Origin of the sequence: Streptomyces sp. NPDC047974, from assembly GCF_040653375.1 — a bacterium.
Lineage (GTDB): Bacteria > Actinomycetota > Actinomycetes > Streptomycetales > Streptomycetaceae > Streptomyces.
Map to the genome: position 1 here is coordinate 173,226 of NZ_JBEZNU010000011.1, position 15,906 is coordinate 189,131.

Below are 15,906 nucleotides of genomic sequence, written 5' to 3' on the forward strand. Positions count from 1 at the left end.
CCGCCGATCCTGTGGAAAACCCATCGGGGAGGATCACTCCTATGAGCGCCCACACGAGCGCCGACACGGGCGCGGACACGAGCGCCGACACGGGTGCCGGCACGGACGCCGGCACGAGCACCGAGCGCGGCGCCGGCACGGGCACCGCAGCGCAGGCCAACGGGACCGTCAGGGGGAGCGCCACGATGGACGACACGAGGACCGCGGGCGAGGCGATCGGACGGGACCGGACCGTCGCCGTCGTCGGCACCGGCACCATGGGTCAGGGCATCGCGCAGGTGGCGCTGGCCGCCGGCCATCCCGTGCGGCTCTACGACAGCGCGCCCGGACGCGCCGCCGAGGCCGTCGCCGCGATCGGCGCCCGCCTGGACCGGCTGGTCGAGAAGGGGCGGATGGACGCCGCCGACCGCGAGGCCGCCGCCGGGCGTCTGCACGCCGCCGCCGACCTGGCGGAGCTCGCCGACGCGGCCCTCGTCGTCGAGGCGATCGTCGAGGACCTGGCGGTCAAGCAGCGGCTCTTCGCCGACCTGGAGGAGGCCGTCGGCGACGACACCGTCCTCGCCACCAACACCTCCTCGCTCTCCGTCACCGCCATCGCCGGGCGCCTGCGGCTGCCCGGCCGCTTCGTCGGCCTGCACTTCTTCAACCCGGCGCCGCTGCTCCCCCTCGTCGAGGTCGTCCGCGGCTTCGCCACCGACGAGACCGCCGCCACGCGCGCGTACCGGACCATGACGGCCTGGGGCAAGACGCCGGTGCGCTGCGCCGACACCCCCGGCTTCATCGTCAACCGGATCGCCCGGCCCTTCTACGCGGAGGCCTTCCGCGTGTACGAGGAGGGCGGCGCCGATCCGGCGACCATCGACGCGGTGCTGCGCGAGTGCGGCGGCTTCCGGATGGGCCCGTTCGAGCTCACCGACCTGATCGGGCAGGACGTCAACGAGGCCGTGACCCGGTCCGTGTGGGACTCCTTCTTCCAGGACCCGAAGTTCACGCCGTCGCTGTCGCAGCGCAGGCTGGTCGAGTCGGGGCGCCTCGGGCGGAAGACGGGCCACGGCTGGTTCTCGTACGCGGAGGGCGTGGAGCGTCCGTCGCCCCATCTGGCCCCGCCGGCCGAGGCGCCCGCCGAGATCACCGTGGAGGGCGACCTCGGCCCCGCCCGCGAGCTGATCGCCCTGGCCCGCGAGGCCGGGATCACCGTCCACGAGACGGAGGAGGACAACGGCACCCGCATCCTGCTCCCGAGCGGGGGGCAGCTGGTGCTCGCCGACGGCCAGACCTCGATCGAGTTCCGCGACGTCGTCTACTTCGACCTCGCCCTCGACTACCGGGCGGCGACCAGGATGGCGCTCTCGACCTCCGAGGCCACCGGCTGGGAGACGCTGCGCGGGGCGATCGGCCTGTTCCAGGCGCTCGGGAAGCAGGTCAGCGTCATCGGGGACGTCCCCGGCATGATCGTCGCCCGCACGGTGGCCATGCTGATCGACCTCGCCGCCGACGCCGTCGCCAAGGGCGTCGCCACCGCCGAGGACATCGACACCGCGATGCGGCTGGGCGTCAACTACCCGGCCGGGCCTTTCGAATGGCGGCGCCGGCTCGGCGCCGCGTGGGCGCACGAAGTCCTCGACGAGCTGCACGCGCGCGTGCCCACGGGGCGCTACGCACCCTCCCTGGCGCTCTTCCGCCGGACCTACGACGAGATGGGTGGCGAGTGACATGACCACCGCCAGACGCGACACCTACACCCCCGAGACGCTGCTCTCGGTCGCCGTGCGGGTCTTCAACGAGCGCGGCTACGACGGCACCTCCATGGAGCACCTGTCCAAGGCGGCGGGGATCTCGAAGTCCTCGATCTACCACCACGTCACGGGCAAGGAGGAGCTGCTGCGGCGGGCGGTCAGCCGGGCGCTCGACGGGCTCTTCGGGATCCTGGAGGAGCCGGGCGCGGTGCGCGGGCGGGCGGTGGAGCGGGTCGAGTACGTGACCCGGCGGACCGTCGAGGTGCTGATAGCGGAGCTGCCGTACGTGACGCTGCTGCTGCGGGTGCGGGGCAACACCGCGACCGAGCGGTGGGCGATGGAGCGGCGCAGGGAGTTCGACCACCGGGTGGCCGAGCTGCTCGGGGCGGCCGCCGCCGAGGGCGACCTGCGGTCCGACGTGGACATCCGGCTCGCGACCCGGCTCCTCTTCGGCATGATCAACTCGCTGGTGGAGTGGTACCGGCCGCATCCGGACCAGACGGAGCGCGAGCAGCTCGCCGAGACCGTCGTCCACCTCGCCTTCGACGGGCTGCGGAAGGCCCGCTGAGGCGTCCTGAGAGGCCCTGGAAGGGGGCTTCGGGGTCCCACGTGCCCCGGGGCCCCCTTTCGTGTGCCCGTGCGCGGCCCGCGGGGCCCCGGGGCGGCGTTCGGCGCCCTGAGCCGGCGTTCAGGGCGCCGGGCCGGTCCTCCGGGCCTCGGGTCGGTCTTCGGGGCCTGCGTAGGTCTTCGGGGCCCCGGGCCGGTCCTCCGGGCCTCGGATCGGTCCTCCGGGCCTGCGTCGGTCCTCGGGGCCCTGAGTCGGCGTTCAGGGGCTCGGGTCGGTCCTCCGGGGCCCCGGGTCGGTCCTCAGGGGCCCGGTTCGGTCCTCAGGGCCTCGGGTCGGCGTTCAGGTCCATCTCGTCGAAGACCAGCAGGGTGCGGGTGGACAGGACCTCCGGGATCGCCTGGAGGCGGGTGAGGACCAGTTCGCGCAGGGTCCTGTTGTCCGGGGTGTGGACCAGCAGCAGGACGTCGAAGTCCCCGCTGACCAGCGCGATGTGCGCGGCCCCCGGGAGCGCCTTGAGCTGCTCGCGGACCGTGCGCCAGGAGTTCTGGACGATCTTGAGCGTGATGTAGGCGGAGGCGCCGTGGCCGGCCCGCTCGTGGTTGACGCGGGCGCTGAAGCCGCGGATCACGCCGTCGTCGATGAGCCGGTTGATCCGCGCGTACGCGTTGGCACGGGAGACGTGCACCCGCTCGGCCACGGAGCGCACCGAGGCGCGGCCGTCCGTCTGGAGCAGTCGCAGGATGTCCCGGTCTATCGCGTCCAGCGGGCGCGCCGGGGCGGCGTGCGCCGGCGTGTCCGAGGGGGCGCTCAGCTCCTCGCCCGTCACGTCCCCCGCCGAATCGTCCGGGGCGCCGCCCCGGGTGACGGCCATTTGTTCATCCGCCATGTGCCCCCGCCTCTCTCCGCTGGACGACCTGCCTCTATCCCAGGCTGTGGAGAACCGTTTGTCCACAGGCTGGAGGTGCCTGTAGCCAAAATGCCTCCACGACCGAACAATCGGTAGGTGAGGCGCGCCACACCCGCGCCACCCGCCTTCGGGTCTTATGCCCGCTCCCACGAGGAGGTGGACTCGTTGCAACAGCGCAGTTCGACAGTCCAGGAGCCGCTCGCCGAGACGGCCTACCGGCCCACGCCGCCGCCCGCCTGGCGGCCGCGGACCGATCCCGCCCCGCTGCTGCCCGACGCCGAGCCGCTGCGCGTGCTCGGCACCGACGCGGTGGCCGACGCCGACCCCGCGCTGCTGCGCCGGCTCTACGCGGAGCTGGTCCGCGGGCGCCGGTACAACGCCCAGGCGACCGCCCTGACCAAGCAGGGCCGGCTCGCGGTCTACCCGTCCACCACCGGCCAGGAGGCGTGCGAGGTCGCCGCCGCCCTCGCCCTGGAGGAGCGGGACTGGCTCTTCCCGTCCTACCGGGACACCCTCGCGGCCGTCGCCCGCGGCCTCGACCCCGTGCAGGCGCTGACCCTGCTGCGCGGTGACTGGCACACGGGCTACGACCCGCGCGAGCACCGCGTGGCGCCGCTGAGCACCCCGCTCGCCACCCAGCTGCCGCACGCCGTGGGCCTCGCCCACGCGGCCCGCCTCAAGGGCGACGACGTGGTCGCGCTCGCCATGGTCGGCGACGGCGGCACCAGCGAGGGCGACTTCCACGAGGCGCTGAACTTCGCCGCCGTCTGGCAGGCGCCGGTGGTCTTCTTCGTGCAGAACAACGGCTTCGCGATCTCCGTGCCCCTCGCCAAGCAGACCGCCGCGCCCTCCCTCGCCCACAAGGCCGTCGGCTACGGCATGCCGGGCCGGCTGGTCGACGGGAACGACGCGGTCGCCGTCCACCAGGTGCTCACCGAGGCCGTGGCACGCGCGCGTCGCGGCGGCGGTCCGACCCTGGTCGAGGCCATCACCTACCGGATCGACGCCCACACCAACGCCGACGACGCCACCCGCTACCGCGCGGAGGGCGAGGTCGAGGCCTGGCGGGCACACGACCCGGTGCTGCTCCTGGAGCGCGAGCTGACCGAGCGGGGCCTGCTGGACGAGGACGGCCGCCGCGCCGCGGCCGAGGCCGCCGAGACGATGGCGGCGGAGCTGCGCGAGCGGATGAACGCCGACCCGGTGCTCGACCCGATGGACCTCTTCACCCACGTCTACGCCGAGCAGACCGCGCAGCTGCGCGAGCAGGCGGCGCAGCTGCGGGCCGAACTCGAAGCGGAGGGCGAGAGCCGATGACGACGGCGACGACCGGCGCGGCCGCCAAGGCGGCGGGCCGGACCAAGCCGGCCACGATGGCGCAGGCGCTCCAGCGCGCCATGCGCGACGCGATGGCCGAGGACCCGACCGTCCACGTGATGGGCGAGGACGTCGGCACCCTCGGCGGGGTCTTCCGGGTCACCGACGGGCTCGCCAAGGAGTTCGGCGAGGACCGCTGCACGGACACGCCGCTGGCCGAGGCGGGCATCCTCGGCACCGCCGTCGGCATGGCCATGTACGGCCTGCGGCCGGTGGTCGAGATGCAGTTCGACGCGTTCGCCTACCCGGCGTTCGAGCAGCTCGTCTCGCACGTGGCGAAGATGCGGAACCGGACGCGCGGCGCGATGCCGATGCCGATGGTCATCCGGGTGCCGTACGGCGGCGGGATCGGCGGCGTCGAGCACCACAGCGACTCCTCCGAGATCTACTACATGGCCACGCCCGGCCTGCACGTCGTCACCCCGGCGACCGTCGAGGACGCCTACGGCCTGCTGCGGGCGGCGATCGCCTCCGACGACCCGGTCGTCTTCCTGGAGCCCAAGCGGCTCTACTGGTCGAAGTCCGACTGGTCGCCCGAGGCACCCGCGCGCGTGGAGCCCATCGGCAAGGCCGTGGTCCGCCGGCCCGGCACCAGCGCCACCCTGATCACCTACGGCCCTTCGCTGCCGGTCTGTCTGGAGGCGGCCGAGGCGGCCACCGCGGAGGGCTGGGACCTGGAGGTCGTCGACCTCCGCTCGCTCGTGCCGTTCGACGAGGAGACCGTCGCCGCCTCGGTGCGGCGCACCGGCCGCGCGGTCGTGGTCCACGAGTCCGGCGGCTTCGCCGGCCCCGGCGCGGAGATCGCCGCCCGGGTCGGCGAGCGCTGCTTCCACCACCTGGAGGCGCCGGTGCTGCGGGTCGCGGGCTTCGACCTCCCCTACCCGCCGCCGATGCTGGAGCGGCACCACCTGCCGGGCGTCGACCGGGTCCTGGACGCGGTCGCCCGCCTCCAGTGGGAGGCGGGGAACTGATGGCACAGGTCCTGGAGTTCAAGCTGCCCGACCTCGGTGAGGGACTCACCGAGGCGGAGATCGTCCGCTGGCTGGTGGCCGTCGGCGACGTCGTCGCGATCGACCAGCCCGTCGTCGAGGTCGAGACCGCCAAGGCGATGGTGGAGGTGCCGTGCCCGTACGGGGGCGTGGTCACCGCCCGCTTCGGCGAGGAGGGCACCGAACTGCCCGTCGGCGCGCCGCTGCTGACGGTCGCGGTCGGCGCGTCCGCCGACGCGGGGGCGGGGGCCTCCGTGCCCGCGACCGCGCCCGCCGCCGAGGCGGCCGAGGCGGCCGACGCGGCCGTGTCCTCCGAGTACTCGGGCAACGTGCTCGTCGGCTACGGCACCGCGGGCCCGGCGGCCCGGCGGCGCCGGATCCGGCCCCAGTCTCCGGCCGTCGCTCATCCCACGCCGCATGCGGCGGCCGGTCCCACCCCGGATGCCCGGGCAGCGGCCCCGGCGGCGCCCCCCGCGCCCGTCCCCGCCGCGCCCGCCGTCTCCGCCGCGCCCGCCCCGGCGGGCACCGCCGCCGGGGGGCCGGTCCCCGTCATCTCCCCGCTGGTGCGGAAGCTGGCCCGGGACCGGGGCCTCGACCTGCGGGAGGTGCGCGGCTCGGGACCCGAGGGCCTGATCCTGCGCGCCGACGTCGAGCGCGCCCTCACCGCGCGCGAGACGCCCGCGGCAGCGGTGGCGCAGGCGGCCCCCGCCGTGGCCGCGCCCGCCTCGGCCGCACCGGCCGCGGCCGCCGCACCCGGCGCCGAGCGGATCCCGCTGCGCGGGCTGCGCGGAGCCGTCGCCGACAAGCTCTCCCGGAGCCGTACGGAGATCCCCGACGCGACCTGCTGGGTGGACGCCGACGCCACCGAACTCATGGCCGCGCGGGCGGCGATGAACGCGGCGGGCGGGCCGAAGATCTCGCTCCTCGCCCTCCTCGCCCGGATCTGCGTCCACGCCCTGGGCCGCTTCCCCGAGCTGAACTCCACCGTGGACACGGCCGCCCGGGAGATCGTCCGGCTGCCCCAGGTGCACCTCGGCTTCGCCGCCCAGACCCCGCGCGGGCTCGTCGTCCCCGTGGTCAGGGACGCCGGCACCCGCACCGCGGAGTCGCTGACCGAGGAGTTCGCCCGGCTCACCGAGACGGCCCGGCAGGGCACGCTCACCCCGGCCGACCTCACCGGCGGCACCTTCACCCTCAACAACTACGGGGTGTTCGGGGTGGACGGCTCCACGCCGATCGTCAACCACCCCGAGGCGGCGATGCTCGGCGTCGGCCGGATCATCCCCAAGCCCTGGGTCCACCAGGGCGAACTGGCCGTCCGCCAGGTGGTGCAGCTCTCGCTCACCTTCGACCACCGCGTCTGCGACGGCGGCACGGCCGGCGGCTTCCTCCGGTACGTCGCGGACTGCGTCGAACAGCCGGCGGTGCTGCTCCGCACGGTCTGACCCCGCCGCGTCCGTCGTGCCCCGGCGCCCCGGCCCGTCTCATCCAGGGGACCGGCCGGGCGGGCGTCGGGGGTGGCGGCCCATACTGCTGGGGTGACCACCGCATTCGACGCCGTCGTGCTCGCCGGAGGCGCCGCGCGGCGCCTCGGCGGTGCGGACAAACCAGCAGTACGGGTCGGCGGGCGGACCCTGCTCGACCGGGTGCTCGCCGCCTGCGCCGGGGCGCGCCGGACGGTGGTCGTCGGCGACCCCCGCCCGACCGTCCGGCCCGTCGACTGGACCCGCGAGGAGCGGATCGGGACGGGGCCCGTGGCCGCCCTCGCCGCCGGGGCCACCGCGCTCGGGGCCACCGCGCTCGGGGACTCCGGACTCCTGCTCGTGCTCTCCGCCGACCTGCCGTTCCTCGGCGAGGGGACGGTGCTGCGGCTGCTGGGCGCGCTCGACGCCGAACCGGCCGCCGAAGGGGCGCTGCTCGTCGACGCGGACGGGCGGGAGCAGCCGCTCGTCGCCGTCTACCGGGGCGACGCCCTGCGCCGGGAGCTCGAAGGGCTCCGGCAGGCGCGCGGCGAGCTCGACCATCTGCCGCTGCGGGCGCTCGTCGGGGCCCTGCGGCTCGTCCGGGTCCCGGTGGGGGCCGACGAGCCCGCGGCCTCGTTCGACTGCGACACCTGGGAGGACATCGCCACGGCCCGGGCGCGCATCAGGGACCATGGATCCGTGCTGGACGAATGGATCACCGCAGTCAAGACCGAACTGGGCATCGACCTGGACGTCGACACCGGCGTCCTGCTCGACCTGGCCCGGGACGCCGCCCACAACGTCGCCCGCCCCGCCGCGCCCCTGACGACCTTCCTCGTCGGCTACGCGGCGGCCAAGGCCGCGCAGGGCGGTACGGCGCCCGCCGAAGCCGTGGCCGAGGCCTCCCGCAAGGCCGCCGCCCTCGCCCTGCGCTGGGAAGCGGAGCAGGCCGAGCAGGCCGAGCAGGCGAAGCCGGCCGAGAAGAACGAGGCCGGATGACCCCCGGACAACCTGCCCCTCCCCCTGGCCCGGCGCACGGACCCGAGCACGGACACGCGCACGGACCCGAGCACGGACACGCGCACGGACCCGAGCACGGCCACCATCGCGCCACTCCCTGGCCCGAGGCGCGCGTCCTGGCCGCCCGGGCCGGGAACGCGGCGCGGACGGCGGTGGCGCGTCCGGCGGTGCGCGTGCCGCTCGCGCAGGCGCTCGGACGGACCCTCGCCGAACCGCTGCGGGCCCTCACCGATCTGCCCTCGTTCGACAGTTCCGCCATGGACGGCTGGGCGGTCGCGGGGCCGGGACCGGGGCCCTGGGCGGTGCGCGACGAGGCGGTCCTCGCCGGGCACGCCGGGGCCGCCGCCCTCGCCCCCGGGCAGGCGGTGCGGATCGCCACCGGCGCCCGCGTCCCCGCCGGCGCCACCGCCGTCATCCGCACCGAACACTCGCGCACCGAACCTTCGCGCACCGAACCCGGCGCGGACGGAACGCTTCTGCTGTACCCCCTCCGGTCCGTCGTGACCGGCCAGGACATCCGACCGCGGGGCCAGGAGTGCCGGGCCGGCGACGCGCTGCTGCCCGCCGGGGCCCCCGTAGGTCCCGCCGTCCTCGGTCTCGCCGCCGCCGCCGGATACGACGAGCTCGCCGTGGTGCCCCGCCCCCGGGTGGAGGTCCTGGTCCTCGGCGACGAACTGCTGACGTCCGGTCTCCCCCACGAGGGCCTGATCCGTGACGCGCTCGGCCCGATGCTCGGGCCCTGGCTCGCCGCCCTCGGTGCCGAGGTCCTGGCGACCCGCCGGATCGGCGACGACGCCGACGCCCTGTACACGGCCGTCACCACATCCGCCGCCGACCTCGTCGTCACCACCGGAGGCACCGCCGCCGGACCCGTGGACCACGTCCACCCGGTCCTCGACAAGGCCGGCGCCACCCTCCTGGTCGACGGGGTGAAGGTCCGCCCCGGCCACCCGATGCTGCTCGCCCGGCTGGACGCGGGACGCCACCTCGTCGGGCTGCCGGGCAACCCCCTGGCCGCCGTCTCCGGCCTCCTCACCCTCGCCGCGCCCCTCCTGGACGCGCTGGCGGCCCCACCGGACGCGCCCCCCGCCGCCGGACCGGGCGCGTCCCGGGCACCCCTCCACGAGCCCGTGCAGGGCCACCCGTACGACACCCGGCTCGTGCCCGTCGTCCACCGGGACGGCGTCGTCGTGCCCCTGCGGTACAACGGGCCGGCCATGCTGCGGGGCATCGCCGCCGCCGACGCCATGGCCGTGGTCCCGCCCGGCGGAGCCGAGCCCGGACAGCGCCTTGAGCTCCTCGCCCTCCCCTGGCCGACCGAGCCGCCGTTCGCTCAAGGAGCATGTTTCACGTGAAACTTCCCAGCCGTGACGTCATGGCCCGCCATGCCGACGAGAAGGTCACCGGTGCGCGGATCCATCTGCCCCGGCGCTCCGTCGACCCGCTCCGCCAGGTAGGCCGGCGTCTCCTCATGGCCCTCGGGGTGCTGTTCCTGACGGTCCTGATCGTCTATGTGGACCGCGACGGCTACCACGACAACGCCAACGAGACCGTCGACTTCCTCGACTGCGCCTACTACGCGACCGTCACCCTCTCCACCACCGGATACGGCGACATCGTCCCGTTCAGCGACTCCGCGCGGCTCGTCAACATCCTGGTGATCACGCCCCTGCGCGTGCTCTTCCTGATCATCCTGGTCGGCACCACTCTCGAGGTCCTCACGGAACGGACCCGGGAGGAGTTCCGCCTCAAGAAGTGGAGGTCCCACTTGCGCGACCACACCGTGATCGTCGGCTTCGGGACGAAGGGGCGGTCCGCGATCCAGACCCTCTGCGCCACCGGCCTGCGCAAGGACCAGATCGTCATCGTCGATCCCTCCGGCAAGGTCATCGAGGCCGCCAACCTCGACGGCTTCGTCGGCGTCGTCGGCGACGGCACCCGCAGCGACGTGCTGCTCAGGGCCGAGGTCCAGCGGGCCCGCCAGATCGTCATCGCCACCCAGCGCGACGACACGGCCGTTCTGGTCACCCTGACCGCCCGCCAGCTCAACCGGGGCGCGAAGATCGTCGCGGCCGTCCGCGAGGAGGAGAACGCGCCGCTGCTCCGCCAGTCCGGCGCCGACGCGGTCATCACCAGCGCCTCGGCCGCCGGCCGGCTCCTCGGCCTCTCCGTGCTCAGCCCCAGCGCGGGCACGGTCATGGAGGACCTGATCCAGCAGGGCTCCGGCCTCGACCTGGTCGAGCGCCCGGTGACCAAGGCGGAGGCGGGCCGCAGCGTCCGGGAGACCGACGACCTGGTGGTGAGCGTGCTGCGCGGCCACCGGCTGCTCAGCTACGACGACCCGGCGGCCAGCCCCCTCCAGCTCACGGACCGGGTCATCACCATCGTCCGGGCCGCCCCCGGCATCCCGCTCACCACGCCGCCGGAGGACTGAGCGGCCCCATCGGACCGGGAGTAGCCTCGCGCCCATGCATGCGATCACGATTCCGGAAGCCGGCGGCCCCGAGGCCCTCGTCTGGGCCGAGGTGCCCGATCCCGTGCCCGGCGAGGGCGAGGTCCTCGTCGAGGTGGTGGCGAGCGCCGTCAACCGCGCCGACGTCCTCCAGCGGCAGGGCTTCTACAACCCTCCGCCCGGCACCTCGCCCTACCCCGGCCTGGAGTGCGCCGGACGGATCACCGCCCTCGGCCCCGGAGTCTCCGGCTGGTCCGTCGGCGACGAGGTCTGCGCGCTCCTCGTCGGCGGCGGCTACGCCCAGCGGGTCGCCGTCCCGGCCGGCCAGCTGCTCCCGGTCCCGAAGGGCGTCGCCCTGGCCACGGCCGCGGCGCTCCCCGAGGTCGCCTGCACGGTCTGGTCCAACGTCTTCATGATCGCCCACCTGAGGCCCGGGGAGACGCTCCTGGTGCACGGCGGGGCGAGCGGCATCGGCACGATGGCGATCCAGCTGGCCAAGGCGGTCGGCGCGAAGGTCGCCGTCACGGCCGGCAGCCCGGAGAAGCTGGCCCGGTGCGCCGAGCTCGGCGCGGACGTGCTGATCGACTACCGCACCCAGGACTTCGTGGAGGAGCTCCACAAGGCCACCGGTGGGGCGGGCGCGGACGTGATCCTGGACATCATGGGCGCCAAGTACCTGGAACGGAACATCCAGGCCCTCGCGGTGAACGGCCGGCTGGTGGTCATCGGCCTCCAGGGCGGCGTCAAGGGCGAGTTGAACCTCGGCGCGCTCCTCGCGAAGCGGGCCGCCGTGATGGCGACCACCCTGCGCGCCCGTCCGCTCCAGGAGAAGGCGGCGATCGTCGCGGCCGTCCGCGAGCACGTGTGGCCGCTGGTCGAGGGCGGCACGGTCCGCCCGGTCGTCGACCGGACGCTCCCGATGCCGGAGGCCGCCGAGGCCCACCGCGTCCTGGAGTCCGGCGCCCACGTCGGCAAGGTCCTGCTGCTCGCCCCGTAGGAGCGTGGTCGTACGCGAAAGGGCCCGGCGCCTCCGAAGCGCCGGGCCCTCTCGCGTACCACCGTCCTACGGCTACGACCGTCCCACGGCTGCGACCGACCTACAGATACGGCCCCGAGCCGACCGCGCGGCCGTGGCCGCGGCCACCGGTCTCGTCGTCGTCATCGTGCGAGGCGCCGGGCGGCAAGGCCCGCCGCATCTGCTCCAGTTGGGCGCGGGCCGCCATCTGCTGGGCGAACAGCGCGGTCTGGATGCCGTGGAAGAGGCCCTCCAGCCAGCCCACCAGCTGGGCCTGCGCGATGCGCAGTTCGGCCTCGGAGGGGATGGCCTCGTCGGTGAAGGGGAGCGAGAGGCGCTCCAGCTCCTCGACCAGGTCCGGCGCGAGGCCGTCCTCCAGCTCCTTCACCGAGCTGGCGTGGATCTCCTTGAGCCTGATCCGGCTGGCCTCGTCGAGAGGTGCCGCCCGAACTTCCTCCAGAAGCTGCTTGATCATGCTGCCGATCCGCATGACCTTCGCCGGCTGCTCGACCATTTCCGTCACCGGGACCTCACGGGGTTCGTCGTCGCCCTGGGCGCCGCCGAGTGCCATCCCGTCCTGTCCCACGATGAGGACCTGGGGGCTCTCCGGCGACCTGTCATTCCTCGGCATCTCCATGCCGCCATTCTCTCGCACAGACGCTTCACCACCAGGTGTGCCCGGGGAGAAGGGTGATCCACCCTCCTTCCCGGGCACGGTCGGCCGCGGAAAGACGTCAGGTCGCCTCGCGGCGGGCCACCGCCCCCTTCGAGCGGGTCACCAGGGCGGCGAGCAGCGCGGCGCCGAGCGGGACGGCGACGAGCAGGGCCGCAAGGGTCTCCCAGGGCACCACGATCGGCACGTACGGCGGGGTGAGGTCGCCGCCCCAGCCCTCCGCGATGGTCTGCTCGTGGTAGCGGATCTGCTCGCGCTCCTCGGTCAGCCGCAGGCCGACCGCGGGGAGCAGTCCGGCGAGCGAGCCGAGGACGACGCCCATCGCTGCGACCACCCCGCACTGGAAGCCGCTGAGGGTGCGGCGGACGCGCGGCGGGGCGCCGACGGCGGCCAGCGTCTTCAGGTCGGCCTCGGCGTCGGCCTGCGCGAGGCCGGTGGCGATGCCGGCGGCGCCGATGGTGACGAGGCCGGCGAAGACGGTCAGCGCGAGGAGGAAGATGCTGTCGTCGGAGACGTATCCCTCCTCGACGGTGAGGTCCACCCCGGCGCCGAGCGTGGCCAGTTCGGCGTCGAGCTTCTGGCGCTGCTCGGTGGCGGGCATGGCGTCGGTGCTGAAGTAGGCGCCGACGGGCACGGTGGCGAGGCCGGCGGACCGGGCGGCCGCGGGGGTCATGAGGACCTGGAGGCCGTAGCTCCGCGGGTCGCCGGGCACCAGGTGGGCGGCGATCCGGGAGACCTTGCCCGGGGAGGGCTTGCTCTCCGACATGGCCTTCTCGGCGGCCTTCATGTCGGTGATCTGCTTGATGCCGATCGTGCCGTCCTTGTCGACCAGCGGCCGGGAGAGGACGACGGCCTTGCCGTCGGCGAGGGCCCGGGCCGCGCCGGGGTCGGTGATCCCGAGGACCTTCAGGAGGCGGGCGTCGCCGACGAGGAGTCCGCCGTCGACGTAGACCCCGCCGCCGCCCGCGGTCTCCTTGCAGCGCCAGTCCTCGCGCATCATCGTGCGCCGCTGCTCGGGGGTGAACTTCTCGGACGGATCGCTGCCGTCGGTGGTGGCGACCCACATCGGGCACACGTTGGCGGGCGGCGTCATCACCTCGTACTGGCCGCAGCCGTCGCCGCCGCCCCAGGCGGGGCAGCCGGGCTTGCCGACGGCGACGCGGGAGACGTCGGCGCGGGTCTCGACGGAGAAGTAGCGCTGGACGGCGTCGGCGACGGCGGGAACGTCCCGGCCGCCCTCCTCCATCTGGAAGAAGGACACGGCGCCGTGCGGCAGGCTGGCGGTGTACTCGGCCCGGTACTGGGCGTCGCTGCTCGACGTGTACGTGGCGACGGCGACGGTGCCGGCGACCGCGGCGAGGACGGCGGCGACGGCGGGCGCCGTACGGCCCCGGTTGCGGACGGCGTCGCGGAGCGCGAGCCGCGGGGAGAGCGGCAGCCAGCGGCCGACCCGCCCGAAGAGCCCGACGATGGCGGGGGTCATGGCGACCACGCCCAGCTCGGCGATGGCCGAGCCGCCGGCCACGATGACGAACTGGTCGGTGACGAGGGAGCCGTAGAGGGCGATCGCCGCGCCGAGGAGCAGCGCGATCAGGCCGACGACGGGCAGCACCTTGCTGGTGGAGCGGACGCCGCGGCGGCCGGTGAGCGAGGCGAGCACCGTCTGCCGGGAGGCGGTGACGGCCGGGACGATGGCGGCGAGCAGGCCGGTGAGGACGGCGAGCAGCGCGATGCCGAGGAGTTCGAGCGGCCGGACGTCGAAGGCGCCGAACCGCTGCCCCATGAAGTCCTCCAGGAACGGCTGGAGGACGAGGGTGAGGACCAGGGCGAGCACCGTGCCGACGACGGCGGCGGAGACGCCGATGACGAGGCCGCCGCTGAGGACGATGGCGCGGATGTGGCTGCGGGAGCCGCCGTTGGCGCCGACCAGGCCGAGCTGGCGGCGGGAGCGGCGGGCGCCGACCGCGAAGGCGGGTCCGGCGAGGAGACAGATCTCCAGCATCGCCAGGCCGACGACGGTGGCGAGGGAGGCGAGGACCATGGCGTCGGCGCCGTCGCTGGATCCGAAGTCGCCCCAGCCTTCCTGCTGGTAGAGCGGGACCTCGGAGTCGGCGGGCGGGTTCAGCTGCACGGCCCGGGAGACGACGGAGACGCCCTTGGCGTTGATCTCCTGCACGTCGTTCCACGTGAAACCACCGGAGCGCTGCACCAGGTACGAGGTGCTGGAGCCCGGCGCGAGCGCCCCGGCCTTCTCCGCGGCCTTTCCGTACGGGGCGAGGAAGGCCCCGGGCAGCGCGGTGATCTGGGCGGCGTCCAGCTCGTCGGGGAGCTCGTAGGAGCCCACGATCCGGTAGGGCCGGTCGAAATTGCGAGCGGAAACGGTCGAGCCGACCGAGAGCCCGCTCTTCTCCAGGAACGCGGAGGTGGCGATGACCTCGTCGGCCGTCCGCGGGTAACGCCCGTCGAGGAGCGTGGTGATGCCCCTGGCCATCGGGTCGTCGGCCTTCAGCTCCCGGACGTCGGTCTGGAGCAGACCGTGCACGGTGGTCAGCTTGGCCGCGCCCTCGCTGTCGGTGATCCAGCGGGCGCCGGCCGGTATGACCTTGCTCGGGTCGGTGGAGCCGCTCGGCCAGGGTTCGTTCTCCGCCGGTTCCTTCGCCGGGTAGACGTTGTCGCCGGCGGGCGACTGGTGCACCGGGACACCGCCGAAGTCGGGGTCGCGGAAGGCGGCGTCGGCGGCGCCGATCGACCGCTCCAGGCGTTCGGTGACGGACAGTTCGGAGCTGCGGACGGTGAGATCGGCGGCGCTGACCCCGAGGATGGGGAGGGCGATCATCGCGAGGACGAGCGAGCTGCGGCCCTTGGCGCGCCAGGCGTCGCGGCGGGCGATGCGGACCGCCGCCCGCCAGGAGTGGAACCAGGTCTTCACGCCTCGGCCACCCGGCCCGTCAGGAGGGAGTCGGCCTCGCTGCGCACGGTCTGGTCGACGATGGCGCCGTCGCGCAGGAAGACGACCCGGTCGGCCCAGGCGGCGAAGCGCGGCTCGTGGGTGACGAGGACGCCGGCGGCGCCCGCGTCGCAGCGGGCGCGGAGCAGGGCGAGGACGGACTCGCCGGTCTCGGAGTCGAGGGCGCCGGTGGGCTCGTCGGCGAGGACGAGACGGCGGTCGCCGACGAGGGCGCGGGCGATGGCGACGCGCTGCTGCTGGCCGCCGGACATCTCGTCGGGGAAGCGGTCGGCGAGGTGGCCGAGCCCCATCTCCTCCAGGGCGGCGAGGGCTTCCACGCGCGCCTTGCGGGCCGACATGCCGTCGAGCTCGCGCGGCAGGGAGACGTTCTCGGCGGCGGTCAGCGCGGGGATGAGGTTGTAGTCCTGGAAGACGTAGCCGACGCTGCGGCGGCGCAGGGCGGCGAGTTCCTTCAGCCCGGCGGTGGTGATGTCGGTGCCCTCGACGATCACCTGTCCGGAGGTGGGGGTGTCGAGGCCGCCGGCGATGGTGAGGAGCGTGGACTTGCCGGAGCCGGACGGCCCCATGACGGCGACGAGTTCGCCGGGGTGCACGTCGAGGTCGATGCCGCGCAGGGCGTGCACCTCGGTGGCGCCGGACCCGTGGACCCGGGTCAGGTTCTGCAGGCGCAGCACGGGCTGCGCGGCGAGCGGTGTGGACATGAAGGGTCCCCCTAGGGTGCGCGGAGAACGCACGGTG

At 74.5% G+C, this 15,906-nt stretch carries 13 protein-coding genes; 9 read left to right on the top strand and 4 right to left on the bottom strand.

Annotated features, from left to right (window positions below; all coding sequences use genetic code 11):
- The first annotated feature begins 185 nt into the window (after positions 1-185).
- Together AB0E19_RS18230 and AB0E19_RS18235 are read left to right on the top strand one after the other, a co-directional pair.
- The gene (locus AB0E19_RS18230; RefSeq protein WP_362180704.1) at positions 186-1,712 is read left to right on the top strand and encodes a 3-hydroxyacyl-CoA dehydrogenase; all 1,527 of its coding nucleotides are present in this window, start codon (positions 186-188) and stop codon (positions 1,710-1,712) included.
- 1 nt (position 1,713) lies between these two features.
- A complete protein-coding gene (locus AB0E19_RS18235) occupies positions 1,714-2,304 on the top strand; it encodes a TetR/AcrR family transcriptional regulator (protein ID WP_362180571.1) in 591 nt (196 codons plus the stop codon).
- A 319-nt stretch (positions 2,305-2,623) separates the two neighbouring features.
- On the opposite strand, the gene AB0E19_RS18240 is transcribed toward AB0E19_RS18235, so the two are convergent.
- Complete coding sequence (locus tag AB0E19_RS18240) at positions 2,624-3,190, bottom strand: Lrp/AsnC family transcriptional regulator (protein ID WP_362180574.1); 567 nt, start codon at positions 3,188-3,190, stop codon at positions 2,624-2,626.
- Positions 3,191-3,367: 177 nt separating this feature from the next.
- On the opposite strand from AB0E19_RS18240, the gene pdhA reads away from it, so the two are divergent.
- From pdhA to AB0E19_RS18275, 7 genes are all read left to right on the top strand, one after another.
- The gene (pdhA, locus tag AB0E19_RS18245; RefSeq protein ID WP_360602910.1) at positions 3,368-4,528 is read left to right on the top strand and encodes a pyruvate dehydrogenase (acetyl-transferring) E1 component subunit alpha; all 1,161 of its coding nucleotides are present in this window, start codon (positions 3,368-3,370) and stop codon (positions 4,526-4,528) included.
- Positions 4,525-5,559, top strand: a complete 1,035-nt coding sequence (locus AB0E19_RS18250) for an alpha-ketoacid dehydrogenase subunit beta (protein ID WP_362180577.1) — start codon at positions 4,525-4,527, stop codon at positions 5,557-5,559. Before pdhA ends, AB0E19_RS18250 begins: the two co-directional genes overlap by 4 nt.
- Positions 5,559-7,022 (top strand): dihydrolipoamide acetyltransferase family protein, encoded by a 1,464-nt coding sequence (locus tag AB0E19_RS18255; protein WP_362180580.1) that lies wholly within the window; start codon positions 5,559-5,561, stop codon positions 7,020-7,022. The genes AB0E19_RS18250 and AB0E19_RS18255 overlap by 1 nt, the downstream gene beginning before the upstream one ends.
- A 93-nt stretch (positions 7,023-7,115) precedes the next feature.
- Positions 7,116-8,039 carry a DUF6457 domain-containing protein gene (locus tag AB0E19_RS18260; protein ID WP_362180583.1) on the top strand — a complete coding sequence of 308 codons (924 nt, stop codon included), beginning with the start codon at positions 7,116-7,118 and terminating at the stop codon, positions 8,037-8,039.
- Positions 8,036-9,415 (top strand): molybdopterin molybdotransferase MoeA, encoded by a 1,380-nt coding sequence (locus AB0E19_RS18265; RefSeq protein WP_362180586.1) that lies wholly within the window; start codon positions 8,036-8,038, stop codon positions 9,413-9,415. Before AB0E19_RS18260 ends, AB0E19_RS18265 begins: the two co-directional genes overlap by 4 nt.
- A complete protein-coding gene (locus AB0E19_RS18270) occupies positions 9,403-10,494 on the top strand; it encodes a potassium channel family protein (RefSeq protein WP_362180589.1) in 1,092 nt (363 codons plus the stop codon). The genes AB0E19_RS18265 and AB0E19_RS18270 overlap by 13 nt, the downstream gene beginning before the upstream one ends.
- Before the next feature lie 34 nt (positions 10,495-10,528).
- Positions 10,529-11,509 (top strand): NAD(P)H-quinone oxidoreductase, encoded by a 981-nt coding sequence (locus tag AB0E19_RS18275; RefSeq protein ID WP_362180592.1) that lies wholly within the window; start codon positions 10,529-10,531, stop codon positions 11,507-11,509.
- 100 nt (positions 11,510-11,609) lie between these two features.
- On the opposite strand, the gene AB0E19_RS18280 is transcribed toward AB0E19_RS18275, so the two are convergent.
- The 3 genes from AB0E19_RS18280 to AB0E19_RS18290 form a co-directional block, all read right to left on the bottom strand.
- Entirely contained in the window at positions 11,610-12,164 is a 555-nt protein-coding gene (locus AB0E19_RS18280; protein ID WP_362180595.1) for a bacterial proteasome activator family protein, read from the bottom strand.
- Between the two features lie 97 nt (positions 12,165-12,261).
- On the bottom strand, positions 12,262-15,129 hold the full coding sequence (locus AB0E19_RS18285; protein ID WP_362180598.1) for an ABC transporter permease: 2,868 nt from the start codon (positions 15,127-15,129) through the stop codon (positions 12,262-12,264).
- Positions 15,126-15,869 (bottom strand): ABC transporter ATP-binding protein, encoded by a 744-nt coding sequence (locus AB0E19_RS18290; RefSeq protein ID WP_360602892.1) that lies wholly within the window; start codon positions 15,867-15,869, stop codon positions 15,126-15,128. Before AB0E19_RS18290 ends, AB0E19_RS18285 begins: the two co-directional genes overlap by 4 nt.
- Between the last annotated feature and the right edge of the window lie 37 nt (positions 15,870-15,906).

Excerpts from the sequence above, each read along its gene's own strand:
- AB0E19_RS18270 (WP_362180589.1), top strand. The coding sequence starts at position 9,403 with ATGTTTCACGTGAAACTTCCCAGCCGTGACGTCATGGCCCGCCATGCC.
- AB0E19_RS18280 (WP_362180595.1), bottom strand. The coding sequence starts at position 12,164 with ATGGAGATGCCGAGGAATGACAGGTCGCCGGAGAGCCCCCAGGTCCTC.
- AB0E19_RS18235 (WP_362180571.1), top strand. The coding sequence starts at position 1,714 with ATGACCACCGCCAGACGCGACACCTACACCCCCGAGACGCTGCTCTCG.
- AB0E19_RS18255 (WP_362180580.1), top strand. The coding sequence starts at position 5,559 with ATGGCACAGGTCCTGGAGTTCAAGCTGCCCGACCTCGGTGAGGGACTC.
- AB0E19_RS18290 (WP_360602892.1), bottom strand. The coding sequence starts at position 15,869 with ATGTCCACACCGCTCGCCGCGCAGCCCGTGCTGCGCCTGCAGAACCTG.
- AB0E19_RS18230 (WP_362180704.1), top strand. The coding sequence starts at position 186 with ATGGACGACACGAGGACCGCGGGCGAGGCGATCGGACGGGACCGGACC.
- AB0E19_RS18275 (WP_362180592.1), top strand. The coding sequence starts at position 10,529 with ATGCATGCGATCACGATTCCGGAAGCCGGCGGCCCCGAGGCCCTCGTC.
- AB0E19_RS18240 (WP_362180574.1), bottom strand. The coding sequence starts at position 3,190 with ATGGCGGATGAACAAATGGCCGTCACCCGGGGCGGCGCCCCGGACGAT.
- AB0E19_RS18265 (WP_362180586.1), top strand. The coding sequence starts at position 8,036 with ATGACCCCCGGACAACCTGCCCCTCCCCCTGGCCCGGCGCACGGACCC.
- AB0E19_RS18250 (WP_362180577.1), top strand. The coding sequence starts at position 4,525 with ATGACGACGGCGACGACCGGCGCGGCCGCCAAGGCGGCGGGCCGGACC.